Genomic DNA, 24535 nt, shown 5'->3' with positions numbered 1-24535 from the left:
CCGGTAGCGGGACAATCGGGTGCAGGGAGTCGTGTGCAGGCAAGGGCGGCACATCCGGAGGCACCGTGCAGGGACGCGTACCGGAGGACGTGGCGTTCGTCGTCGACGCCGATGGCACGATCACGGTGTGGAGCGACGGGGCGCGCCGCCTGCTCGGCTACGAGCCCGCCGAGCTGGTGGGCAGGCCCGTAGGCGATCTGCTCGCCGCCCGGCTCCCGGATTCCACGCGGCGGCACGTGGCCGAGGGCCGGCGGTGGGCCGGTGAGGTGGCGCTGCGGCACCGCGACGGCAACCGGGTCGTGATGCGGCTCCAGGGCACACCGCTGCTGGACGCCGAGGGCGGCCGGCTGTGGCTCTGCACCGGCACCACGCCGGTGTACCCGGGCGCGCGGGACGAACCCGGCTCCCCGCCCCTGTGGGACCTCACCCTGGGTCAGCTCCCCGTGCCGGTGGCGGTCTACGACCGGGACGCCCGGCTGGTGGCCGCCAACGAGAGCATGGCCCAGGTGATGGGCAGATCCGAGGAGGAGATGAAGGGCCTGACCCTGTGGGAAATGGAGCCGAACCCGCCCTTCGACACCTACGACCGCCTCCAGCGGCAGGTTCTGCGCACCGGCGAGATGATCTTCCACGAGGAGCACGGCAAGGCCCCGGGCGAGATCCGGCCGCACGCCTGGTCCATGTTCATGTCTCCGCTGAAGGACGAGGCCGGCGTGGTGTGCGGCATGTCGGCGACCGTGTTCGACACGACCGAGCAGTACTGGGCCCGGCGCCGTCTGGCGGTGCTCAACGAGGCGAGTCTGCGCATCGGGAGCACCCTGGACGTGACCCGGACGGCCGAGGAGATGGCGGAGGTGGCCGTCGCCGGGGGGTTCGCGGACTTCGTCACCTTGGATCTGCTGGAGTCCGTCGCCCAGGGCGACGAGCCGGGCCCGCTGCCCACGGGCACGCCGGCCACCCTGCGGCGCACCGCCCAGCGATCGGTGCTGGCAGGCTGCCCGGAGTCGGTGGTGGCCTCCGGCGACACCATCGGCTACCCGGTGGGGACATTGCCGCTGCGGGTCCTGGCCGCCGAGCGGGGTGCCCGGCACCGGCCGGGGGATCCGGAGCTGCAGGAGTGGCTCAGGCACTCCCCCGCCCGCGCCCGGACCGTGACGAAGTACATGATCCACTCGGTGATGATGGTGCCGCTGCGCGCCCGTGGCGTGACCCTGGGCCTGGTGCACTTCCTGCGCCACCGCACCCCGGACTCCTTCAGCGAGGACGACCTGCTGCTCGCGGAGGACATCGTCGCCAGGGCCGCGGTCAGTGTGGACAACGCCCGCCGCTTCACCCGGGAGCGCCGCACGGCTCTGGCGCTCCAGCGCAGCCTGCTGCCCGAGCGGCTCCCGGAACTGGCGGCGATGGACATCGCCTACCGCTATCTGCCCACCGGGGCGGGTGCGGACATCGGCGGCGACTGGTTCGACGTGATCCCGCTGTCCGGCGCGCGCGTGGCGCTGGTCGTGGGCGACGTGGTGGGCCACGGCATCCAGGCGTCGGCCACGATGGGCCGGCTGCGGACCGCCGTGCGCACGCTCGCCGATGTGGATCTCGCCCCCGACGAGCTGCTCACCCAGCTCGACGACCTCGTCCTCCGGCTCGACCGGGAGGAGGGCCCGGAGGCGCGCGGGGCCAAGGAGGCGTCGGGGCAGGTCGGCGCCACCTGTCTGTACGCCGTGTACGACCCGGTGTCCCGCCGCTGCACCATGGCCCGCGCCGGGCATCCGCCGCCCGCTCTGGTCACGCCCGACGGCAGCGTCCGGTTCGTGGACCTGCCGGCCGGGCCACCACTGGGCCTGGGCGGCCTGCCGTTCGAGTCCGCCGAGGTACGGCTGGAGGAGAACAGCCTGCTCGCCCTCTACACCGACGGTCTGATCGAGGCGCCCGGCCATGACGTGGAGGTCGGGATCTCCCTGCTGCGCCGGGCACTGGGCGGCCCCGCGGTGGCCCTGGAGGAGACCTGCGATCAGGTGCTGCGCACCCTGCTGTCCGGCCGGCCCGCCGAGGACGACGTCGTGCTGATGCTCGCGCGCACGTCCGCGCTCGACGCCGGGAAGGTCCGCACCTGGCAGCTGCCCCCGGACCCCGCGGCCGTGTCCCGGGCCCGCAAGATGGCGGGCGAGCAACTGGCCGAATGGGGCCTGACCGAGGCGGAGTTCGCCACCGAGCTGATCGTCAGCGAACTGGTCACCAACGCGCTGCGGTACGGCGGCGCCCCCATCGAGCTGCGGCTGATCCGCGACGCGACCCTCATCTGCGAGGTGTCCGACGGCAGCAGCACCGCCCCGCATCTGCGCCGGGCCCGGGTCTTCGACGAGGGCGGCCGGGGACTGCTGCTCGTGGCCCAGCTCGCCGAACGCTGGGGCAGCCGCCAGACACCGACGGGCAAGACCATCTGGGCGGAACAGGCCTTGCCCACCGGGGTGTGATCCCACGGCACGACACTCGACGCGAGCCGGACCGACACGACGGGCGACACCACCCGGAGCAGACACCATGGCCGACGCCAGCCGAGACAGACACCATGGCCGACGCCAGTCGGGGCGGACACCACACCGCCCGGCGGATCCGCCTCGGCGGCCCCCTCAGCCCGCAGGCCGACGACGGCGGACATGTCCCCGGCCGTCCGGAACGGGCGCGATGCCCGGACCGGAATGCCCGCAGGTACGGCGGGTACTCCGACGATCTTGCAAGCAGGCCTTCGGGCCGTACGCCATCGGAAGGAGAGCCGTGTCTGACGAGACGGTGAGGAACGTCTTCGTGATCGGGCTCGACGAGGCCAACCTGCCCACGCTCCAGCAGGTCCCGGGAGCCGACCAGCTGCGTTTTCACCAGCTGCTGACGATCGAGGAGCTCCAGGTCGGCGAGGTGGACCTGCCGACGCTGCTCGACAAGGCCCAGGGCGTGCTCGACGCGTTCGACGGCACCATCGACGCGATCGTCGGCTACTGGGACTTCCCGGTCAGCACCCTCGTCCCGATCCTGAGCGAACGCTACGGCACCCGCAGCACCAGCCTGGAGTCGGTCGTCAAGTGCGAGCACAAGTACTGGAGCCGGCTGGAGCAGCGCAAGGCCACCGACCGGCACCCGCCCTTCGGTCAGGTCGACCTGTCGGCCGAGCCGCCACGCCCGCCCGAGGACGTGAGCTACCCGATGTGGCTCAAGCCGGCCCTGTCGTATTCGTCCGAGCTCGCCTTCGGAGTCGATGACGAGGAGGAGTTCCGCAAGGCCGTCGCCGAGATCCGCGGCGGCATATCCCGGATCGGCCGCCCCTTCGAGCACGTCCTCGAACGCGTCGACCTGCCGCCCGAGATGAACGGCGTGGGCGGCCGGGTCTGTCTCGCCGAGGGAGCCATGTCCGGCGTCCAGGTGGCCGTCGAAGGCTATGTCCACCAGGGCGAGGTGACCGTCTACGGGGTCCTGGACTCCATCCAGTACCCGGACTCCTCCTGCTTCCTGCGCCACCAGTACCCCTCGATGCTGCCGCCCCCGGTCATCGCGCAGCTGCACGACGTCAGCGAGCGCGTGATGCGGCAGATCGGAATGGACTCGGCCACCTTCAGCATCGAGTACTTCTACGACCCGCGGACCCGGGAGATCAACCTGCTGGAGATCAACCCCCGGCACTCCCAGTCGCACGCGGAGCTGTTCCAGTACGTCGACGGCGTGCCCAACCACCACTGCATGGTCCGTCTCGCGCTGGGTGAGGACCCGCGCATGCCGCACCGCGAGGGCTCGTACGCGATGGCGGCGAAGTGGTACCACCGCTGGTTCACCGACGGTGTGGTGCGCCGAGTGCCGAGTGCCGAGGACATCGCCCGCATCGAGCGGGAGACGCTTGGGGTGCGCATCGAGGTGATCCCGGAAGCGGGCGACCGGCTCTCGGACCTCCCCGGGCAGGACAGCTACAGCTACGAGCTGGCGCACATCTACACCGGCGGGGCCGACGAGGCGGAGCTGCGGGAGAAGTTCGACCACTGCGTGGCCGCCCTGGGCCTGGCGTTGGAGGACGTCCCGGCCGGGGCCGACGCCGCGCGAGAGTGAGGAGCACGTGGGTTCCATGCGTTACGTGACCAACCTGCCGTACGAGACGAAGGAGGAGGAGCACGTCACGATCCCGATGTCCGACGGGGTCCGGCTCTCCGCGCACATCTGGCGTCCCACCTCCTCGGACCAGGAGCCGGTGCCTGCGGTGCTGGAGTACATCCCGTACCGCAAGCGCGATCTGACGGCCGTACGGGACTCGATCCACCACCCCTACCTCGCCGGGCACGGCTACGCCTGCGTCCGCGTCGACCTGCGCGGCACCGGCGACTCGGAGGGCGTGCTGCGCGACGAGTACCTGGAGCGGGAGCAGGCGGACGCCGAGGAGGTGCTGGCGTGGCTGGCGGAGCAGCCCTGGTGCGACGGCGGCACGGGCATGATGGGCATCTCCTGGGGCGCGTTCGCCGCGCTCCAGGTGGCGGCCCGCCGTCCGCCGTCCCTGAAAGCCATCGCCATCGCCTCGTTCACCGACGACCGGCACTCCGACGACATGCACTACATGGGCGGCGCCCTGCTGTCGGACAACCTGGCCGAGGCGGGCACCATGTTCGCCTACGGCACCTGTCCGCCCGACCCGGCCGTGGTCGGTGAGCGCTGGCGCGAGATGTGGCACGAGCGGCTGGAGAACACCGAGCCCTGGGTGCTGGAGTGGCTGCGCCACCAGCGGCGCGACGACTACTGGCGGCACGCCTCGGTGTGCGAGGACTACGCGAGCGTGCGGTGCCCGGTGCTGGCCTCCAGCGGCTGGGCGGACGGCTACTCCAACGCCGTGACCCGGCTGCTGGGGAACCTGGACGTGCCCCGCAAGGGGCTGATCGGGCCCTGGTCGCACAAGTTCCCCCACCTCGGGGAGCCCGGCCCCGCGATCGGCTACCTCCAGGAGCTGGTGCGGTGGTGGGACCACTGGCTCAAGGGCGCCGACAACGGCGTCATGGACGGCCCCATGCTGCTGGCGTGGATGCAGGACAGCGTGCCGCCCTCCACCTCCTACGAGGAGCGGCCGGGCCGCTGGGTCGGCGAGCCGCACTGGCCGTCCCCGCACATCCGGCCCGTCACGCACCCGCTCACCCGGCACACGATCGGACCCGTGCGGGACGCGACGGCGACGCCGTCCGAGGCCGGAGCGGCGATGACGGTGCGCTCGCCGCTGTCCGTCGGCCAGTTCGCCGGCAAGTGGGCCTCCTACAACGCGCCCCCGGACCTGCCCTACGACCAGCGGGAGGAGGACGGCGGTTCGCTCGTCTTCGACACCGAGCCGCTGACCGAGCCGGTGGAGATCCTCGGCTCACCGAGCGTGGAGCTCGACCTGTCGGTCAGCGAGCCGGTCGCCCTGGTGGCGGCGCGGCTGTCCGACGTGAGCCCTGACGGCTCCGCGACGCGCGTCTCGTACGGCATCCTGAACCTGACCCGCCGGGACAGCACCGAGTCGCCCGAGCCGTTGGAGCCGGGCCGCCGCTACCGGGCCACGATCCCGTTGAACGGTGTGGCGCAGGCGTTCCCGCCGGGGCACCGTATCCGGCTGTCCCTGTCGACGTCCTACTGGCCGCTGGCCTGGCCGGCGCCGAAGCCCGCGCTGCTCAGTGTCCACGAGCACTCCAGCACGCTCACGCTGCCGGTGCGTCCGGTGGAGGAGCCGGACGAGGCGCCGCCGTCGCCCTTCGGCGAGCCCGAGGGCACTCCCCCGCTGGCCATGACCCAGGTGACGCCCCCGGAGGAGCGCTGGGAGGTCAAGCGGGACCTGGTCGACTACCGCTCCGAGCTGGACATCGTGAAGGACCGGGGCACGGTCCGTTTCGAGGACATCGGCCTGGAGGCCGGGCGCCGGGCCCGCGAGCGCTACCGGGCGGTCGCCGACGACTTCACCTCGGTCGGCGGCGAGACCACGTGGACCATGCGGTTCCGGCGGGACGACTGGGATGTGCGGGTGGTCACCCACACCCGGCTCACGTGCGACGAGACGGACTTCTTCGTCGACGCGACCCTCGACGCCTACGAGGCGGACCGGCGGGTCTTCTCCCGCACCTGGAACGAGAAGATCCCCCGCGACCTGCTGTAGCGCGAGGTCCCTTGCCGTCTGCTGTAGTGCCAGGTCCCCCGCGCCCTGGTGCGGTGCCCCTCACCGCAAAAGGGCGGCGCACCAGCGGAAGTGCCCGTCGTGGGGGCCCGCGCCGAAGAGGTCGTACGTGATGACGGCGTAGGCCTTCTGATAGAGCGTCAGGACCTCTTCGGGATGGCCCAGTTCGCGGGCGAACAGACGGGTCAGCTCGGCGGTGTGGTGGGCGGCTTCGGGTCCGTACATGTCCCAGACCGCGGCCGTGACGGCGGCCTCGAAGGCGGGGTCACCGGCGGTGGTGCAGAACCCGAAGTCGAGGACGGCGACCGGGCGTCCGGTCTCGTCCAGGTGGATGTTGGGCGGCACCAGGTCGCCGTGGACGACGCTCACGGGCCGGTCGGGCAGCGCCCGCAGAGCGGCGGCGGTACGGGACACGACGTCCGCCAGTCCCGGCACCTGCGCGGCGAGGGCCTCCCGGTTGCGGTCGGCGGCCCGCTCCACGAGGGCGGCGAGCGCGTCGGGGAAGCGGGAGTGGCCCTGCCACAGCGGCCGGTCGTCCCCCTGAACCACCAGGCGACGCATGGCCTCGGTGCCCGGCACCGAGGCCAGTGCGCGCAGGACGGTGAGCAGGGCGTCGCTCTCCCGGCGGGGCAGGTCGCGGGGAGGCCATCTGCCGTCCCCGTCGGAGCGGGGCGGGCGTCCGCCGAGCTCGCGTTCATAGCTGACGAGCACCCCGTCGTGCTCCTCGGCGTCGAGGATCTCCGGCGTGGCGAAGGGCAGGGGGTGCCGGGCGATGTCGGCGTAGAGCCGTCGGGTGAGGTCGAAGTCCACGGGGGTCCGCCCGGCCCACACCTTCGCGACCATCCCGTCCTGGAGCCGGTAGACGGTCCCTTCCATGCCGGAGGCGAGCCGCTGGGCGCGGGGGTGTCCGCGCCGGGCGAAGTACTGGACCCAGGGGTCGGGCCCGTGTGCGTCGGTCTCGGTCATGCCCGGCATTCAAGCAGCGCCCGCGATCAGGGTGGCGGGCCGGGCCGCTCGGCCGGCCGCGGCGTACCCGGCCCGTTCCCCCACACGCCTTGTGGCCCTCGCCCGTAGGGCGGCGGATACTGGGGACTCGCGATACGGACCGGCTCCCGGCCCCACGTCACCGTCACCGTCAGGAGGAACTCATGACCGTGCGCACAGGACGTGTCGAACTGACCCCCGCCGCCGAGGAGCTGCTGCGCCGGCTGACCGGGGCGCACGGGCCCGTGATGTTCCACCAGTCCGGCGGCTGCTGCGACGGCAGCGCCCCGATGTGCTACCCGCGCGGTGAGTTCCGGGTCGGCGCCTCGGACATCCTGCTGGGGCACGTGGCCGGGGACACCCCGTTCTGGATGAGCGCGGACCAGTTCACGTACTGGTCGCACACCCATCTCACCGTGGACGTGGTCCCCGGCCGGGGCAGCGGCTTCTCCCTGGAAGCCCCGGAGGGCGTCCGTTTCCTGCTCCGCTCCCGCCTCCTCACCGACGAGGAACTGCGCCGCCTCGACGCGGAACCGCCGCTGCCGAACGGGGCCGACCACACCGCCTAGGGTGGGCCTGTGTACACCTCCCGGGCCTCCGGCCATGTCGACGCTCCCCGTGCCGCCGTCTACCGCGCGCTGGTGAGCGCGGAGGCGATCGCGCGCTGGCGGGTGCCGGCCGGGATGCGCGCCGAGGTGCACGCGTTCGACGCCCGCGAGGGCGGGGGGTTCCGTGTCTCGCTCACCTACGAAGCGGCGGACGCCTCGGGGAAGTCGGCCGCGCACACCGACACCTACCACGGGCACTTCGTGCGGCTGGTGCCCGATGAGCAGGTGGTCGAGGTGCTCAAGTTCGAGACCACCGACCCGGCGCTGGGCGGCGCCATGACGCTGACGACCACGCTCAGCGACGCGGCGGGCGGTGGCACCGAGGTCCTCATGGTCCATGAGGGCATCCCCGACGCCGTGCCCGCCGCCGACAACGAGACGGGCACGCGCATGGCACTGGCGAACCTGGCCCGGCTGGTCGAGGCCGACGGCCCGTTCTGAACCGGCGTCCCACACCCTGATGTCTCATCTCCTGGCCGCTGTCGTTCTCCCCCTACACGCACGACCGTCGCTTCGTGGAGCTCTGTGGAGCTCTTCAACGACCAAGAAGTCCAGGAAAGCCAGCTGTTCGTCCTGCGTGCATCGGAAGTGATTCACCCAGCGCTTCCTTGTGCACCCGTGCGCCCCCTTGGAGAAAGGGTTCACCAAGTCGGCGGGCGGATTGGACTGGGCAGGACATGGGGCAAGCGCCACATCGGTGAAACGTCACCGTTTTCCCAGGTCGACCGAAGCAGGTGGTATTCGATGAACGGCTGCGTTCCTGAATCGGAACAGGCATGGACGGTTGGTACTGCTCCAGGCATATTCCCATCCGTCGGCCACGGTATCGCCTTGTTCCGCCGGCCGCTGGAGTTTCTGAATTCTCTTCCCGCACAGGGCGATCTGGTCGAGATACGCCTCGGTCCGCAGCGGGCGTGGATGGTCTGTCACCCGGAGCTGGTCCACCGGATGCTCCGCGACACCCGCACGTTCGACAAGGGCGGACCGCAGTACGAGAGGCTGCGGGCCCTGATGGGAGACGGCGTCGTCACCTGCCCGCACGCCGAGCACCGGCGTCAGCGGCGGTTGCTGCAACCCACCTTCCGGCCCTCCAGTGTCGCCGCGCAGACGAACGTGATGGCCGAGGAGGCCGCGGCGCTGTGCCGTGACTGGCGCCCGGGGCAGGAGGTCGACGTCAGTGCCGCCACGCTGGGTCTGACGACCCGGCTGATCAGCCGGCTCCTGCTCTCCGACTCGCTCGCTCCGGCCGCGGCCGACGAGGTGCGGCACTGCCTCGCCGCCATCGTGCGCGGCCTGTTCGTGCGCACGATCGTGCCGGTGGACGCGCTGTTCCGTCTTCCCACGCCCGCCAACCGCCGCTACCGGCGTGCCGTGCGGCGGGTGGGGGAGCTCATCGACGCGGCCATCGCCGAACGCCGCAGGGGCACCCCCCGCGACGATCTGCTCGGGCTGCTGCTGATGGCCGCCGAGGCCGGGGACGGCCGGGCCCCGGTCACCGACCGGGAGGTCCACGACCAGCTGGTGTCCCTCCTGCTCACCGGTTCCGAGAGCCCGTCGATGTGCCTGGCCTCCACCTTCAGCCTCCTCGCGCAGCACCCGGAGGTGGAGCGGCGGTTGCACGCGGAGGTCGACACCGTCCTCGCCGGGCGGTCACCCGACGTCGACGACCTGCCGCGCCTGGTCTACACGAGGGCCGTCCTCACCGAGACGCTGCGCCACTCCCCGCCGGGCTGGCTCTTCACCCGGGTCACCACCCGGGAGGCGGAGCTGGCCGGACAGCGGCTGCCGCGGGGGACGACGGTCCTGTACAGCCCGTACCTCCTGCACCACGACCCCGCCTCCTTCCCCGAGCCCGGCCGGTTCCTGCCCGAGCGCTGGCTGGAGGGCGAAGCCGCCGCCGGTCCGCACGGGGCGCTGATCCCGTTCGCCGCGGGCAACCGCAAGTGCATCGGCGACCTGTTCTCCATGGCCGAGATGACGGTGGCCCTGGCGACGGTCGCCGGCCGCTGGCGGTTACGGCATCCGGCCGGGCGCGTCGCACCACCACGCCCCGGCGCGACCCTGGGACCGAGGTCCCTGACGATGATCTGCGCGGCACGGACGGACGCACCGGGCGGCGCCGCGCCGCACGCCGCCGCCCTCACTCCCGGAGCCGAGTCGGCGTCCGGGGCGCGGACGACCCGGAGGGACGGTGACAACGGTGTCCACCACGCATGAGGAGAGGGCGGCCGTCGCGCGGGACGTGGTCCCCGCCGCCACCTTGGTGGAACTGATCGACGCCCACCTGTACATGCCGTTCCCGTTCCGGCGCAATCCCCATGAGCCAGTGGCCGCGACGGGGGTCGACCACTGGCTGCGGGCGACCGGGCTGAGCGACGAGCCCGGGGTCACGGCCATGATCTCCCTCACCCGCCCGGCCGAACTGGCCTCCTTCAACAGCCCCGACGCGGATCCCGGCATCCTGCAACTCGTCGCCCACCAGATCGCCTACCAGTTCGTCTTCGACGACCGGGCCGAGGAGGTCGGCCGCAACCGGCCCGGTCTGCTGCTGCCGATGCTGTGCGAGAGCATCGCGATCCTGCGGGACGGCGCGGCGCCCAGCACCCCGCTGGGAGCGGCCCTGTCCGACCTCCACCGGCAGATCCGCGAGCGGTGCACCCCGGCACAGGCCGCGCGCTGGGCGTGGAAGTCCCGTGAGTACGTGCACGGACTGCTGTACGAGGCGGTGGCTCAGGCCCATCCTTCGCCCCCGCGGTCCGAGTTGTGCACCTCGATACGGTCCCTCACCGCGGGCGTCGAGCCCTTCTACCCGCTGTGCGAGGCCGCGCAGCCGAGCGAGCTGACCTCCGGGGAGCTCCACCACCCGCTGATGCGGCGCCTGAGCCGGCTGTCGGCCGACGCGGCGGTGTGGATCCCCGACCTCTTCTCCGCGGTCAAGGAGCAGCGGTCCGGCGAGATGATCAACCTGGCCCTCGCCTACCAGCGGGCCCACCACTGTTCCCTGCCGGTGGCCGTCACCCTGGCCATCCAGCAGATCAACCGCACGATCCGCGAGTTCGAAACGCTCTACGCGGAGATCGAACCGGAGTTGAGCCCTTCGGGCGTCGGCTATGTGGAAGGCATGGCCGGCTGGATCCGCGGGTGCTACTACTGGTCGCGCACCGTGCCGCGCTACGCGGACGCGGCGGCCCCGGCGCTGCCGTGAGAGGCGCTTCGCCGGGCCGCGCGGCGGGTGCCCATTCGAGCCACGGTACCCGCTGAACTCGCACCTCACGCGGCTTCAGCAGGTCATTCACCCTTCTTCGTCGCGCTCGTTCCAGAATCCGGAACGGGGCCCATCGGGAGGCGTACGCTCGCGCTGCCTCCCGATGGCCGACGACAGGAAGCGGTACGGCACATGGCGCATGAGCTGCGGCAACCTACGCCCGAGAACCGGCCGTTGCTCGAGCGCCGCAAGGAGCTGCGGGCGCTCGACGCGGCGCTGACCGGTCTGCGGGACACCGTCGACGGCGTGCCCCAAGCGCCCCGGGGCGGGCTCCTCGCCTTCACCGGGCCCGGCGGCATGGGCAAGACGGCCCTGCTGCACCAGGCCCGGGCCCGTGCCCGGGCGCAGGGGTTCACCGTGCTGTCGGGCAGGGCGGGTGAGAAGGAGCAGGAGCTGGCCTTCCACCTGGTGCGCCAGGTCGTCCAGCCCACACTGGCGTCGATGCACGAGCGGGAGCTGCGCGCCTTCCTGGGCGGCTGGTACGACATCGTCGCCGCCGCGCTCGGCCTGGTCGCGACGCCGAGCGGCCATGTGCCGGACCCGACCGGGGTCCGTGACGGCCTCGACTGGGTGATGACGCGCCTGGCCGTGATGAAGGCGCCCGTGGTCCTGCTGCTGGACGATCTGCACTGGGCGGACGTGGAGTCCCTGAGCTGGCTCGCCTCGTTCGCACCCCGGGCCGTGGACCTGTCGCTGCTGATCGTCGTCGCCTTCCGGCCCGAACTACCCCTGGAGGCAGCCGCGTTCAGCGCGCCCTCCGCCGATCTGGGGAGCCGTCCCTTCACCCTGGCACCGCTCAGTGCCACGGCCGTGGCGCGGATCATCCGGGACGAGGTCGGCGAGGAGGCCGAGGACGCGTTCTGCGAGGAGTGCTGGGAGGCCACCGGAGGAAGCCCGTTCGAGGCTGTGGAACTCGCCATCAGGCTCGGTGAGCGCAACCTCAGGTGCACGGATGACGATCTGCCCGCGATGCGCGACCTGGCGGCGGCGGTCAAGGGGCCCGGGCTGATCGAGCGGCTCCAGGGCCTCGGCACCACGACCGTCCGGTTCGCCTACGCGGCGGCGGTCCTGGGGCAGGCCATCTCGCCGGAACTGGCCGCCCGGATCGCGGCGATCGGCTCCACGGCGGCGGCCGAGGCGACTCAGAGGCTGCGCGCCGCCCGCATCCTGGCCGACGGCGAAGGGCCGGGTGGGGCCCTGGAGTTCGTCCACCCGCTGATCGCCACCACGATCTACCGCTCCATCGGGACGGGCCTGCGCGAAGGCATGCACAACACGGCGGCGGAGGCCCTCAGGGCGGCCGGGCTCGGCCACGCCGCCGCGGCCCGGCACCTGCTGGAGGTGCCCTGCGAGGGCAACTCCGACGCGGTGGACTGTCTGCGCAAGGCCGCTCGTGAAGCCCTGCACTCGGGTGCCCCGGAGGCGGCCCGGCGGTTGCTGAACCGGGCGTTGCAGGAGCCGCCGCTGCCGGAGGAGCGCGCCGCGCTGCTGCACGAACTGGCCTGCGCGACCTTCCTCATCAATCCCACGGCCACCGTGGCGCACCTGCGGGAGGCCCTCGCGGAACCGGACATCGACCCCGAGCTGCGGGCGTCGATGGTGTACCGGCTGACCCAGGCCCTGGCCCACACCGACCGGATGGCGGAGGCCGCGACGGTGGCCGCCGAGGAGGCGCAGCGGGCCGCCGCCCATCCCCGGATCCGGCTGCGGATGCAGGGAGACCACTTCGTGTGGAGCGCGTTCCGCACCGACGAGGCGGACTCCTCGGGCCGTTCCCGGGCGCTGGCCCGGCTCGCCGACCGGCTGTCCGGCCGCGGCCTTGAGGAGCGCTACATCCTGGGGTCGCGTGCCTGGGACGCCATGATGTGCGGCGAGCCCCGGCAGAAGGCGCTCGCCTACGCCGAACAGGCCCTGCGCGGCGGGCTGAGCTGGACGCACGAGAACCGGGGCTTCGAGGTGCCCGTCTCGGTCGCGCTGGTGTTCATGTACTGCGACCAGCCGCGGCGGGCCGAGGAACTGTTCGCCAAGGGCATGGCCGAGTGCGAGTCGAAGGGCTGGCGCGGCTCCCATCTGGCCCTGGGCCAGACGCTCTCCGGGTACATCCGGTACCGCCGCGGCTGTCTGGCCGAGGCCGAGAACCTGGTCCGGGAGGGTCTGCGCATCGCCGACCGGGTGGAAGGCGGGGTACCCGCACAGTGGTTCGCCATCGGCATCCTGATCCAGACCCTCCTGGCCCGCGGCCGTGTCGTGGCGGCGCGCCGGATCGCCGACACGTACCAGTACGGCGACCACATCCCGAACGCCGTCATCTACCCCGACCCGCGCACCGTCTACGCCGAGCTGCTCCTGGCGGAGGGCCGGTCCGACGACGCCGCTGCCCTGCTGTCCCGCGTCGGCCAGTGGCTGGAGGGCCGGGACTGGCGCAACCCCGCGTGGTGTCCCTGGCAGTTGGGGCTGGCCTCGGCCCTGTCCCGCAGTGCGCCCGACCGGGCGGTGCGCCATGCGCGGGACGCCGTGAAGCGGGCCCGGGACTTCGGCGCGGCCTCGGCGATCGGCCAGGCCATGCACGCCCAGGCGGAGGTGACGGGCGGGGAGGCGGGGCTCGATCTGCACGCACAGGCCGTCGACCACCTCCAGCGGTCGCCCGCCGCGTACGAACTGGCCCGGGCCCTGGTGGGTCACGGCGCCGCGCTGGCCCGCGCCGGGCGGTTGCAGGATGCCGCCGACCAGCTCTACCAGGGGCTGGAAGGGGCCGTGCACTGCGGTGCCGAGGGTCTGGCCGCCCGGGCGAGGCGGGAGCTGTCCGCGGCCGGGCTGCGGCCGCTGCCCCTGCGTTACCCGCAGACGGACACGCTCACCGCGCAGGAGCGCAAGGCCGCCGAGATGGCGGCCCGGGGCCAGGCCGCGGCGGTCGTGGCCAAGGCGCTGCATCTCACCGAGCAGGGGGTGCGGCAGCTGCTGTCGTCCGTGTACCGCAAGGTCGGCACGGATGCGGCGGGTCTGGCCGAGGCCCTGGAGACGTTCCCCCGGCCGCGCCCGTGAAGGCCTGCTGACAGATCTGCGCAACTTCGTTTTCTGAACGCCCACTTGACGTTGAACCGTTTCACTGCTTCTCTCGAACAGCTGCCTATGGGAGCGCTCCCAGACCACCCCCCACGTGAAAGGGAACCCCGTGCAGACCTCCCCCCACCGCTCTTCGAGACGCACCTTGCCGGCCCTCGTCGCGGCCGTGCTCATGACGTGCCTGCTGTCCTGGGCCGGCGGCTCGCCCGCGCAGGCGGCGCATGCGGCCGCCCCCGGACAACCGGGCGACCCGAACATCAAGTTCGTCGGCCGCTGGGACACCACCAGTTCCTCCACCGCCTACACCCCGTACTGGGCGGGTGCCTACTACCGGGCCGGGTTCACCGGCCGGACGGTCAAACTGAAGCAGCGCGGCACGATCGACCTGTGGGCGCGGATCGACAACGGCCCGGTGAAGTTCTACGACGACGTCAAGGGGACCGTGAACCTGACCCCGACGGCACTCTCCCCCGGCAACCACACCCTCCAGGTCAACTACCAGGTGGTGGCCGGGTCCTACAAGGGCGACGCCGTCTTCCAGGGCCTGGTCCTGGACAGTGGCGCCACGACGTTCGCACCGCCGGCCCCGGCCAGGACGGTCGAGTTCGTCGGCGACTCGATCACCGTGGGCACGACGAGCTCGCAGAACGCCCGTACCGCGTACGGCTGGCTGATCGGGGAACGGCTGGGCGTGGAGCACACGCAGATCGCGCAGGGCGGAGCGTGCCTGGTGGCCGCGGCGGACGGATGCGTGGGCCTGGAGCGGCAGTTCACCAAGCTCAACCCGAACGCGGCGACGCCCGAGTGGAACTTCTCCCGCTACCGGGCCGACGCGGTCGTCATCAACCTCGGCACCAACGACGTCGGGCACGGGGTGAGTTCCGCGCAGTTCCAGTCGGCGTACAGCAGTCTGCTGCGCAAGGTGCGGGCCGCGTATCCGCAGGCGTGGATCTTCGCGCTGGAGACGTTCCGCGGACGGTTCGTCCCGCAGACCGAGGCCGCCGTGCGGGCCGCTGTCGCCGGGGGTGACGCGCGGGTCTCCTTCGTGGACACGACCGGCTGGCTGGGCTCGGGCGATCTGACTGACTCGGTGCACCCCAACGACCGGGGGCACCGGGTCATCGCCGACCGGCTGGCGCCGGTCATCGCGGCGCGGATCGGCTCGTAGCGGGGCCGAGGGGTTCGGGGGCGGGTCCGGGGGCCGGTGCCTCACATCGGACCGGGGCCCGCTCCTCCCTTGAGGCGTTCCAGGTCGGAGGGGCGGACCTGGATGACGACGAGGGCTATCAGTGCGGCGACTGCGGTGAAGATCGCCGCCATGATGAAGGCGGCCGAGACACCGGCGGTGAGGATCTCGTCGGACCAGGGTTTGGGCAGTTGCCCGGTACGTTCGAACCGGACGCGTTCGGCGGGGGTCGCCTGCCGGAGGAAGTCCGGGACCTGTTTGTCCGCCTCGTTGGCGCTGGCCGTGCCGTACATCGTGACCAGGATGGACAGCCCCAGGGAGCCGCCGACCTGCTGGGTGGCGTTGAGGAGACCCGAGGCCGCGCCGGTCTCCGGCGTGGGCACGTTGGACAGCGCCATGAGGGTCAGGGACACGAACTCCATGCCCATGCCCAGGCTGAAGACGAGCATCGGGCCGAGGACACTGCCCGCGTACGTGGAGTGCACGTCGGTCAGGGTCAGCCAGGCCAGGCCCGCCGCCGCCAGGATCGCGCCGACCACCATGAAGGGCTTGGGCCCGTAGACGGGCAGGAACCGCGAGGCCAGTCCGGCGCCGATGGCGATGACCGCGCTGACCGGCAGGAAGGCCAGTCCGGCCGCGAGCGGGCTGAAGCCGAGCACGTTCTGCACGAAGAGCGTGAGGAAGAAGAACATGCCGAAGATGGCGGCGGCCAGGCACAGCATGATGCCGTAGGTGCCCGCGCGGTTGCGGTCGGCGAACATGTGCAGGGGCGTGATGGGTTGTTTCGAACGCCGCTCGACCATGATGAAGGCCGCCAGGATGATGACCGCTCCGGCGAACGAGGCGAGGGTCAGGGGATCCCGCCAGCCCTCCTGTGCGGCTCTGATGAAGCCGTAGACGAGCAGCACCATGCCCGCGGTGGAGGTCAGCGCGCCGGTGATGTCGAAGCGCCCGGGATGGCGTTCGGACTCCCGGATGTAGCGCGGTGTGGCGAGCACGATGAGCAGGCCGATGGGCACGTTGACGAACAGCACCCACCGCCAGTTCAGCCACTCCACCAGCATGCCCCCGGCGAGCAGGCCGATCGCGCCGCCGCCGGCCGACACCGCGGCGAAGACCCCGAAGGCGCGGTTGCGTTCCGGTCCCTCGCGGAAGGTCGTGCTGATCAGGGCGAGGGAGGTCGGGGAGGCGATGGCGCCGCCGACGCCCTGCAGAGCGCGGGCGCCGAGGAGTTGGCCGGCGTTCTGCGCGAACCCGCCGAGCAGGGAGGCGAGCACGAAGAGCAGCACGCCGAACACGAAGACGCGCCGCCGGCCCAGGATGTCGCCGGCCCGTCCGCCAAGCAGCAGCAGACCGCCGAAGGTGAGCGTGTAGGCGTTGACCACCCACGACAGGCTCGTGGTGGAGAACTCCAGTGAACTCTGGATGTGCGGCAGCGCGATGTTCACGATGGTGATGTCGAGGACCACCATCAACTGGCAGGAGGCGATGACCAGCAGCGCCATCGCGTTTCCGCCACCACCGGATTCCCTGGTGGTGGTCGCCTGTGGTGAAGCCGGCTGCGGGCTGCTGCCTGCGGTGTCCACCGTTCGACGGTACGCCCGGGTCCCACACCCCACCACTCGGACTGAAATATCAGCACGATAGGGCGATAATCCGATCAAAGTGGCCCAGCGGCCGCGTACAGCGCACTGGGAGGAACAGTGATCCGTGTTCTTCTCGTCGAGCGGACCCGTCTCGTACGGGGAGCGTTCGCCGCTCTGCTGTCGAGCGAGGACGACATCGAGGTCGTCGCCGAGGCCGACGGCAACGGTGAGGTGCTCGCGCGTGCCCTGGCGTACCGGCCGGACGTGGCGGTGATCGGCGTGGACTCCCCGGAGGGTGAGGAGATCGCCGTCCGGGGCGAGCTGCGGGCGCGGCTGCCGGAGTGCCGGATGCTGCTGATGATGGCCTCGACGACACCGGAGCGGCTGCGGCGGATGCTCGATCTGCACGCCGCCGGTGTCATCAGCACCAACGCCCCGCCGGACCGGCTGGTCCACGGTGTCCGCAAGCTGGTGCGGGGGCAGCGGTTCGTCGACCCCGAGTTCGCGCTGGCCGCGCTGGACGCGGGAGCCAACCCGCTGACCCCGCGGGAGGTGGAGGTGCTGCGGCTGACGGCCGACGGCACGCCCACCCGGGAGATCGCCGAGCGGCTGTGCCTGTCCGCGGCGACGGTCCGTAACCATCTCTCCGCGATCACCCGGAAGACCGGCGGACGCAACCGGATCGACGCGATCAGGATCGCCACGGAGTCGGGCTGGGTGTGAGCGCCGCGCCCCGTTCCCGCCCACTTCCCCGTCTGCTTCCCGCCCCGTTGCGCGACCTCGTTCCGCCCCCTGACAGAAGAACGGCCGGGCAGGTCATCGAGGTGTACCTGCCCGGCCCCCGCGGGCCCTCGCGCCCTGTCCCGGGATCTGCTACGAGCATCCCAGCGCGGGCACGCCGCCCACCAGCACCGTTTGTCACGCGTCCGGCGTGAAACCGTCATCGCGCGGCCGTGACGAACGCCGGTGCCCGATGGGCGTTCGGCTCGGTCCGGTCAGCGGCCGCCGCGGATGAGGCCCGTCAGATAGCGCCACAGCGAGGAGCGCTGCCGGGCGGACGGGTCCGGCAGAACCTCCTCGACCGCTCCCGGCGCGGGTTCCTCCGCCCAGGGCCGGGGCGGCGGCGCGGAGGCCAGTTCGTAGCGCACCGGCAGCGAGCGCAGGCCGCGCATGAACGGCGAGGACCGCCAGGGCAGTTGATCGGCGGGCAGGGCCAGGTCGAGGTGGTCGAACCGCTCGAAGAGGCGCCCCACACCGGCCGCGGCGACCGCCGACGCGAGCTCGCGGGCCGGGCACTGACGCGGTCCTGCTCCCCAGGACAGGTGGGCCCGGGTGCTGATGGTGGTGCCCGACGCGACGTGGTCGGCGAAGAGCGGGTCGGCGTGCGCGGCGCCCGGGGAGACCCACACCGGGTCGCCGGCCCGGATCGTGTAGGAGCCGAGCGGAGTGTCCTCGGCGGCGAACCGCGGCACGAAGTTGACCAGGGGCGGCTTGCGCATGACCACCCGGTTCATGGTCTCCCGGACCATCCCGGCGGACAGGCTGGCACGCACGCTGCCCTCACCCGAGATGACCTCCACGACGGTGTTGGAGATGAGGATGCCGACGTGGTCGGAGGTCATGCCGAGCAGCATGAACAGCTCGCGGGCGAGGTGGTCGAGCGACAGGTCCGGGTGGGCGGCCAGCAGGTAGGAGGGGAAGTCGTCGCCCGGCTTCTCCAGCTTCAGCGCGGCCAGTTCGGCCAGGGTCGCCAGCAGACGCTCCAGAGCCGCCTCGGCGTCCGGGCCCGCGTCGAGCACGCGCCACATGTCCATCAGCGCGTCGTCGCCCTGCGAGCCGGGGAAGCCCAGCAGATGGCTGGCCACCATCAGCGGCAGCGGCCGGGAGAACTGCGCGGACAGGTCGGCCACGCCGGTCTTGCCGCCCTGGCCGATCAGGGTGATCAGTTCGTCGGCGTAGGCGGTGACGGCGGCCTTCAGACGCTTGGCCTGGGGGTGGCGGGGGTCCTGGAAGGGCTTGAGGGCGGCGTCCCAGGCGGTCCGCAGCGGCGGGTAGCCGGCGCCGCCCTGGATCAGGATGTGGTTGACCTCCAGGGACGGCCCGAGCGGCCAGTCGGCGGGCACCCTGCCCTCGGAGCGGGCCCGCCAGTTCTCCAGGCCCTTGGGCCAGCCGTCGTCGTCCTGGAGGACCTGGAGCGACTCGCGGTAGCCGAGGACCAGCCAGGCCGGCACCCCCAGCAGGTCGACCGGCGCGACCGGGCCGTGCCGCTGCCGCAGCCGCTCGTACACGAGCGCGGGACGCGTCTCGTAGTCCCTGGTCAGCAGCGGTTCGGGAGCGAGTTCCTCCAGACTCGTGCCGTCCAGGTCCACGGGTCCGCCGTCACCCCGCTGGGAATCCATCGTCTTGCCACCCTCCGACACGCCCTGTACCGGCCCACCATCAGCCGGTAGCCGGAAAACGGTGGGGACCCTACCCCAGGCCGAACTCGCCGGTAACGACGGGGTGGGTGGTGTGGGTGAGCAGGGGCCCGGGGCGGGTCAGGCCGCCGTGTAACCGAGTTGACGGCGCATGTAGGGCGTCATGAGGCTCTTCGCCTTGGCCAGGGTGGTGGTGCGACTGCCGAGGACGGCGGACTCGCCGCCCGGGACGGGCAGCACGGTCAGCCCGTCGGCGGGGCCGAACGGCACGATGAGCGGGGTGCGCTGGGTCGGCCGGTAGAAGCGCGGTTCCCTGCGGTGCTTGCCGGAACTGTGCAGGTAGGCGCGGATGTTGTGGGCGGCGATGTCGGCCTGGGCGAGGGCGGCCGGGGTGATCTTGAGTTCGCTGACGTCGTTCACGTCGCCGACGGCGAACACGTCCAGCCTGCCCTCGACGCGCAGTGTCCGGTCGACTTTCACATGGCCGGCCGCGTCGAGCCAGTCGCCGTGTCCTGCCAGGCGCAGCCAGAGCGTGTTGGGGGTGGTGCCGGTCGCCCAGTAGGACAGGTCGGCCTCGACGATCTCACCGCGCGCGTCGCGGTAGGTGCCGAAGTCGTTGCCGGGCGACATGAAGGAGTCGAGCCGTACGTCGATGTCGTGGGACTCCAGCCAGGCCAGGGCCTTCCGCCCGGGGCGGGCGCTGCCCGTGGAGTCGAGCAGGGCGGGTCCGGAGTGGGCGAGCGTGACCCGGGCGTCCGGGCGGGCGAGGCGGATCTCGGCGCTGAGTTCGACGCCGCCGGGGCCGCCGCCGACGACCAGCACGTGCTCGGCGGTGGCGATGTTGCGCTGGTGCTCGGCGAAGGACTTGGCCGCTTCCTCGGTGGTGGTGCCGGTGAAGCGGGCCGGCTCGGGGTAGTCGGCGCCGGTGGCGATCACGGCCACGTCGTAGGGCAGTCGCTCGCCGGTGGCGAGGACGACCTGCCGTTCGGTGGTGTCGACGCGTACGACCTTGCCGGTGGCGACCCGGCCGTGGCGCAGCAGGCGGTCGTAGGGGATGAACGGGGTGTGCGTCCACTCGGGGTGCACTCCGGCGCGCAGGGAGGCGATGCGGTGGAAGAAGACCTCTTTGCGGTCCACCAGCGTGACCCGGGCCGTGCCGTCGAGCCGTCTGGCCAGCCGGACACCGGCGTACCCGCCGCCGATCACCACTACGTCGCCGTCGTACACGCCCAGTCTCCTGTGCCTGGTGGGGGGAGCGAGGGCCGCCGCGGACGGGCCCCGCTCGGATCGACCCCCGGCGGCCACTCGACTGCTGCGACAGTAGCGCTTGAAACCTAAAGGGATTCCGAGGTTCCGTGCATGTTCCGTGAAGAGATCGGAACCTGACCGGCCGTCATTTCCCCCAGATCTTCCGGTACGCCTCCCGGTAGCCGGACGGGTCCCAGGTGGAGTCGCCTTCGCTGTTGCGGGCCGTGGCGATGTGCACGGGGGCCACGTATCCGCTGTCGGGCCGGCCGGAGAAGGCGCGGTTGAACTCGTCGACGATCTGCCAGCCCTGGAGGGACAGCGGTTCGGGCACGGTCGCGGCCTGGTACTGCTCGTTGTTGACGCGCTGGAAGGCGGACGGGTCCCCGTCGCCGGCCCCGATGTTGTAGGGCGGCCCGGAGCCCTTCTCGCCGGCGGCGCGGAAGGCGGGGGCGGCGTCGGCGAAGTACAGGTCGTTGATGGCCACGGAGTGGGTCCAGCGGTCCTGGAAGCGGGAGAGCAGGGAGGAGATCTCCCGGGGGGTGCGGGAGCTGGCGTCGGGGATCGGGATGTTCTCCACCGAGAGCAGCCGCACGCCCCGGCAGCTCGCCAGTTCCTCGCGGATCAGGTCGGACTTGTTGCGCGCGAAGGGGATCGAGGCGTCGGTGATGAGCACCACCCCGGCACGGCCGTTGGAGTCGGCGATGATCCACTGCGCGCTGATGCGGGCCACGTCCCCGACGCGCGTGGTGACGTTGGTGAAGAGGTCGGGCTGCCGGCTGGGGCCGGGGTCGGGGACCGCGTGCCAGCCGATGAGCTCGATGCCCTGCGCCTCGGCCCGGGCGGTCTGCTGGGCCGTCGAGTCGGGGTCGAACCCGCCGATGACGATCCCCGAGGGCCGCAGGGCGACGGCCTCGCTCATGGCCGCCTGGATACCGGCCGGGGTACCACCGCCGTCGATCACCCGCACGTTCCAGCCGATGGTCCGCGCGGCGTCCCGCACTCCGTTCGCGGCGCCCGCGACACCGGGGTTGGTCATCGTCTGGGCGACGTAGACCAGGGTCTTGCCGGACACCGCCTCGGGGCCTTCGGTGGGCCCTCCCCAGGGGATGTCGCTCCGCTCCGCCCGGGCGACGGCCTCCCGGGCCCGGGTGTGGGCGGCGGGGCAGCCGCTCGGGCCCGTCGCGGTCTCCTGCGCACCCTCGGAGGAACCTCGTTCGCAGCCGGCCAGGGCGGCGGCCGTGGCCAGCAGGGCGCAGGAGGCGAGCCGCGCGGTGCGGACTGCGGGTGCGGCCTTGCGGGTGCGGTGCACGGGAGCTCCAGTGGGGGTTCGACGCGGCGGGGCGGGGCCGGAGGTTCAGGGCGGGGCCGTGCCGCCGTCCGGCGCCGGGGAGGACGGGGGCGGCGCCGCGGGTGTGTCGCGGGCCGCGCCGCCGCGCAGCCTGCGGCGGGCGGCGTATCCGGCCAGGCCCACGGCGATGAGCAGGGTGCCGCCGTTGAACAGCGGGACGGTCCAGAACTCGGCGCCCAGCTGGGCGATGCCGGTGAGGCCGACGGCGAGCACGGCGACGGCGACGACGGTGCCGAGGGCGTTGGGCCGCCCGGGTTTGATGGCCGTGGAGCCGAGGAGGGCGCCGACGAACGCGGGCAGCAGGTAGTCCAGGCCGACGCTCGGATTGCCGATCTGCTGCTGGGCGGCGAGCAGCACCCCGGCGAAGCCGACGATCAGGCCGGAGGCGGCGAACGCGTAGACGGTGTAGCGGCGGGTCGGGATGCCCACGAGGTCGGCCGCGCGCGGGTTCGACCCGACGACGTACAGGTACCGGCCGAGCGGCAGCCGTTCCAGCACCAGCCAGAGCACGGCCGCGAGGGCGAGCACGTAGAAGGCGGGGACCGGCAGGCCGAGGAACGAGGAGTCGTAGAGGTCGGTGAACGCGGGCGGCAGGCCCTGCGGGCCGGGGACGATCCGGCCGCCGTCGGTGACCCAGCCGGTGACGGCGTACATCATGCTGCCGGTGCCGAGGGTGGCGATGAAGGAGTCGATCCGGCCGAACTCGACGACGACGCCGTTGAGGACGCCCACGACCAGTCCCCCGGCGAGCACGGTGAGACAGGCGAGCGGCCAGGGCCAGCCCTCGTTGACGACGAGCTGCAGCACCATCACATGGGCCAGCCCCAGGCCGTAGCCGATGGAGAGGTCGAAGGCGCCGGTGACGACGGGCACCATGGCGGCGAGCGCGAGGACGGCCGGGATCGACTGGCTGGACAGGATCGCGTCGACGGTGTCCAGCGTGGGGAAGGTGTCCGGCAGGGCGAGGGAGAACACCAGGTAGAGCAGGGCGGTGAGGACCAGCAGGCCGTAGGCGCCGATGTGGTGGCCGCCCGGGCGGCGGTGGGGGCGGGGCGGCGTCACGGGTGCCCGTCCGTGATCGGGGGCATGGCCGAGGCCGCCCGGGTGAGTCCGGCGACGGTGAGGGCGGGGCCGCTCAGTTCGGCGGTCACGGCTCCGCGCACGAAGACCAGCGTGCGCCGGCACACGCTTGCCACCTCCTCGAAGTCGGTGGACAGCAGCAGCACCGCGAGGCCCGCCTCCAGTGCCTCGTGGAGCAGACGGTGGATGGCGGCCTTGGCTCCGACGTCGACGCTCGCGGTCGGCTCCTCCAGGATCAGCAGCCGCAGGTCCGTGCGCAGCCAGCGGCCGATCATGACCTTCTGCTGGTTGCCGCCGGAGAGTGTGGCGATGGGCGTCTCGGTGTCGCGGGGGCGCACCGAGAAGCGGTCCATCAGGGCGGCGGCCCGGGCCCGTTCGCCGCGGGGGCCGATCCAGCGCGGCACCGGCGGACCTCCCGCGCGCGGGTTGGCCAGGAGGTTCTCCCGCACGGTCAGCTCGGCGAGACAGCCCTCCCGCAGCCGGTCGCCCGGCACGAGCGCGACGCCGCGAGCGACGGCCTCGGTGACCGAACGGGGGCGGTACGGCCGTCCGTCCAGCAGGGCCCGCCCGCCCAGCAGCGCCCCGGCCCCGGCGAGGGCGCGGCCCAGGTCCATGTGCCCGGCGTCGGAGAGGCCGACCAGACCGAGGACCTCCCCCGGCGGGAGCTCCAGATGGACGGGACCGGCCCGGGCGGTGCGCACGCCGTCGAGAGTCAGGACGGGGGGTGCGCCGGCCGGGGTCACGGCGGGGCGGTGGGGTGCCGGTTCGTCCGCCTCGCCGACGATGTCGCGGACCAGGTGCTCGGGGCTGTGGCCGGCGAGCCGACCGTGGCTGACGACGCGGCCGTCCCGCAGGACCACGAAGGCGTCGGCGACCCGGTACACCTCGTCCAGGCGGTGGCTGACGTAGAGGATGGCGTGTCCGCGGTCGCGCAGGGCGTGCAGGACGCGGAAGAGCCGGGCGCAGTCCGCGGCGGGCAGCCGGGCGGTCGGCTCGTCGAGGACGATGAGCCGCGCGCGGGCCGCCAGGGCCCGGGCGATCGCGACCAGCGAGCGGTCGGCCGGCGGCAGGCCGGAGACCGGTGCGTCCGGATCGAGGTGGGCGCCGACGACCCGCAGCGCCTCGACGCAGCGCGCGCGGGTGCGCCGCCAGGAGATCAGCCCGGTCCGGCGCCCGTACCCGGTGGTCAGGGCGATGTTCTCGGCGACGGTCATCCACTCCACGAGACCGAGGTCCTGGTGGATGAAGGACATGCTCCGGGTGGCGGTGGGGCTGCCGAGGGGCTCTCCGGCGACGGTGACCTGCCCCGTGTCGGCGCGGTGGACCCCGGCGAGGATCTTGATGAGCGTGGACTTCCCGGCGCCGTTGGGCCCGAGCAGGGCGAGGACGCTGCCGGGGTGGACGTCGAGGTCGGCTCCGGCCAGCGCGACGGTGCCGCCGAACCGCTTGCCGAGTCCGCGGATCCGGACCAGGGGTTCCGGCCCGAAGGGCGAGGCCGCCTTCGGGGGTGTGTCGGGAGCGTCACGCACCCGATCAAATTACAGCATTCAGGGCATCTTTCGGCCCGCCGCCGCCCGGGCCGGTGACGGC

At 72.4% G+C, this 24535-nt stretch carries 17 protein-coding genes; 10 read left to right on the top strand and 7 right to left on the bottom strand.

The window, feature by feature from the left end:
- Positions 1-65 precede the first annotated feature (65 nt).
- The 3 genes from ACFZDE_RS01135 to ACFZDE_RS01125 all read left to right on the top strand — a co-directional run bounded on the left by ACFZDE_RS01135 (position 66) and on the right by ACFZDE_RS01125 (position 6142).
- Positions 66-2471: a SpoIIE family protein phosphatase gene (locus ACFZDE_RS01135; RefSeq protein ID WP_391196262.1), complete on the top strand. Its 2406-nt coding sequence runs from the start codon at positions 66-68 to the stop codon at positions 2469-2471.
- Positions 2472-2772: 301 nt separating this feature from the next.
- The gene (locus ACFZDE_RS01130) at positions 2773-4086 is read left to right on the top strand and encodes an ATP-grasp domain-containing protein (protein ID WP_391196261.1); all 1314 of its coding nucleotides are present in this window, start codon (positions 2773-2775) and stop codon (positions 4084-4086) included.
- Between the two features lie 16 nt (positions 4087-4102).
- Positions 4103-6142, top strand: coding sequence for a CocE/NonD family hydrolase (locus ACFZDE_RS01125; protein ID WP_391196259.1), 2040 nt, complete (start codon positions 4103-4105; stop codon positions 6140-6142).
- Between the two features lie 60 nt (positions 6143-6202).
- On the opposite strand, the gene ACFZDE_RS01120 is transcribed toward ACFZDE_RS01125, so the two are convergent.
- Positions 6203-7126, bottom strand: a complete 924-nt coding sequence (locus tag ACFZDE_RS01120; protein ID WP_391196256.1) for a phosphotransferase — start codon at positions 7124-7126, stop codon at positions 6203-6205.
- A 182-nt stretch (positions 7127-7308) separates the two neighbouring features.
- Here ACFZDE_RS01120 and ACFZDE_RS01115 point away from each other — a divergent pair, with 182 nt between their 5' ends.
- The 6 genes from ACFZDE_RS01115 to ACFZDE_RS01090 all read left to right on the top strand — a co-directional run bounded on the left by ACFZDE_RS01115 (position 7309) and on the right by ACFZDE_RS01090 (position 15248).
- Positions 7309-7713 carry a DUF779 domain-containing protein gene (locus ACFZDE_RS01115; protein ID WP_390991655.1) on the top strand — a complete coding sequence of 135 codons (405 nt, stop codon included), beginning with the start codon at positions 7309-7311 and terminating at the stop codon, positions 7711-7713.
- 9 nt (positions 7714-7722) lie between these two features.
- A complete protein-coding gene (locus tag ACFZDE_RS01110; protein ID WP_391196254.1) occupies positions 7723-8193 on the top strand; it encodes an SRPBCC domain-containing protein in 471 nt (156 codons plus the stop codon).
- Between the two features lie 390 nt (positions 8194-8583).
- A complete protein-coding gene (locus ACFZDE_RS01105; protein WP_391196251.1) occupies positions 8584-9969 on the top strand; it encodes a cytochrome P450 in 1386 nt (461 codons plus the stop codon).
- On the top strand, positions 9953-10957 hold the full coding sequence (locus ACFZDE_RS01100) for a (-)-alpha-amorphene synthase (protein WP_391196248.1): 1005 nt from the start codon (positions 9953-9955) through the stop codon (positions 10955-10957). Before ACFZDE_RS01105 ends, ACFZDE_RS01100 begins: the two co-directional genes overlap by 17 nt.
- A gap of 192 nt (positions 10958-11149) precedes the next feature.
- The gene (locus tag ACFZDE_RS01095; RefSeq protein WP_391196245.1) at positions 11150-14059 is read left to right on the top strand and encodes an AAA family ATPase; all 2910 of its coding nucleotides are present in this window, start codon (positions 11150-11152) and stop codon (positions 14057-14059) included.
- Between the two features lie 130 nt (positions 14060-14189).
- Positions 14190-15248 carry a GDSL-type esterase/lipase family protein gene (locus tag ACFZDE_RS01090; RefSeq protein WP_390991670.1) on the top strand — a complete coding sequence of 353 codons (1059 nt, stop codon included), beginning with the start codon at positions 14190-14192 and terminating at the stop codon, positions 15246-15248.
- Between the two features lie 41 nt (positions 15249-15289).
- On the opposite strand, the gene ACFZDE_RS01085 is transcribed toward ACFZDE_RS01090, so the two are convergent.
- On the bottom strand, positions 15290-16771 hold the full coding sequence (locus ACFZDE_RS01085) for a DHA2 family efflux MFS transporter permease subunit (protein WP_390992335.1): 1482 nt from the start codon (positions 16769-16771) through the stop codon (positions 15290-15292).
- A gap of 198 nt (positions 16772-16969) precedes the next feature.
- On the opposite strand from ACFZDE_RS01085, the gene ACFZDE_RS01080 reads away from it, so the two are divergent.
- Complete coding sequence (locus ACFZDE_RS01080) at positions 16970-17575, top strand: LuxR C-terminal-related transcriptional regulator (RefSeq protein ID WP_390991671.1); 606 nt, start codon at positions 16970-16972, stop codon at positions 17573-17575.
- A 272-nt stretch (positions 17576-17847) separates the two neighbouring features.
- On the opposite strand, the gene ACFZDE_RS01075 is transcribed toward ACFZDE_RS01080, so the two are convergent.
- The 5 genes from ACFZDE_RS01075 to ACFZDE_RS01055 form a co-directional block, all read right to left on the bottom strand.
- Positions 17848-19251, bottom strand: a complete 1404-nt coding sequence (locus ACFZDE_RS01075) for a cytochrome P450 (protein WP_391196243.1) — start codon at positions 19249-19251, stop codon at positions 17848-17850.
- 138 nt (positions 19252-19389) lie between these two features.
- The gene (locus ACFZDE_RS01070) at positions 19390-20496 is read right to left on the bottom strand and encodes an FAD-dependent oxidoreductase (RefSeq protein ID WP_391196242.1); all 1107 of its coding nucleotides are present in this window, start codon (positions 20494-20496) and stop codon (positions 19390-19392) included.
- Between the two features lie 166 nt (positions 20497-20662).
- On the bottom strand, positions 20663-21826 hold the full coding sequence (locus ACFZDE_RS01065) for a substrate-binding domain-containing protein (protein ID WP_391196240.1): 1164 nt from the start codon (positions 21824-21826) through the stop codon (positions 20663-20665).
- Positions 21827-21871: 45 nt separating this feature from the next.
- Positions 21872-22927, bottom strand: coding sequence for an ABC transporter permease (locus ACFZDE_RS01060; RefSeq protein ID WP_391196238.1), 1056 nt, complete (start codon positions 22925-22927; stop codon positions 21872-21874).
- Entirely contained in the window at positions 22924-24474 is a 1551-nt protein-coding gene (locus tag ACFZDE_RS01055) for an ATP-binding cassette domain-containing protein (RefSeq protein WP_391196236.1), read from the bottom strand. Before ACFZDE_RS01055 ends, ACFZDE_RS01060 begins: the two co-directional genes overlap by 4 nt.
- Positions 24475-24535 lie beyond the last annotated feature (61 nt).

Source organism: Streptomyces sp. NPDC007929, assembly GCF_042959065.1.
Taxonomy (GTDB): Bacteria; Actinomycetota; Actinomycetes; order Streptomycetales; family Streptomycetaceae; genus Streptomyces.
The sequence above is the reverse complement of the archived record's forward strand: the minus strand, read 5'-3'. Positions and strand labels throughout refer to the sequence as shown.

Bases quoted from the DNA above. Each gene is read 5' to 3' on its own strand.
- ACFZDE_RS01125 (WP_391196259.1), top strand. From the start codon at position 4,103: ATGCGTTACGTGACCAACCTGCCGTACGAGACGAAGGAGGAGGAGCAC.
- ACFZDE_RS01120 (WP_391196256.1), bottom strand. From the start codon at position 7,126: ATGACCGAGACCGACGCACACGGGCCCGACCCCTGGGTCCAGTACTTC.
- ACFZDE_RS01115 (WP_390991655.1), top strand. From the start codon at position 7,309: ATGACCGTGCGCACAGGACGTGTCGAACTGACCCCCGCCGCCGAGGAG.
- ACFZDE_RS01095 (WP_391196245.1), top strand. From the start codon at position 11,150: ATGGCGCATGAGCTGCGGCAACCTACGCCCGAGAACCGGCCGTTGCTC.
- ACFZDE_RS01085 (WP_390992335.1), bottom strand. From the start codon at position 16,771: ATGGCGCTGCTGGTCATCGCCTCCTGCCAGTTGATGGTGGTCCTCGAC.
- ACFZDE_RS01075 (WP_391196243.1), bottom strand. From the start codon at position 19,251: ATGGATTCCCAGCGGGGTGACGGCGGACCCGTGGACCTGGACGGCACG.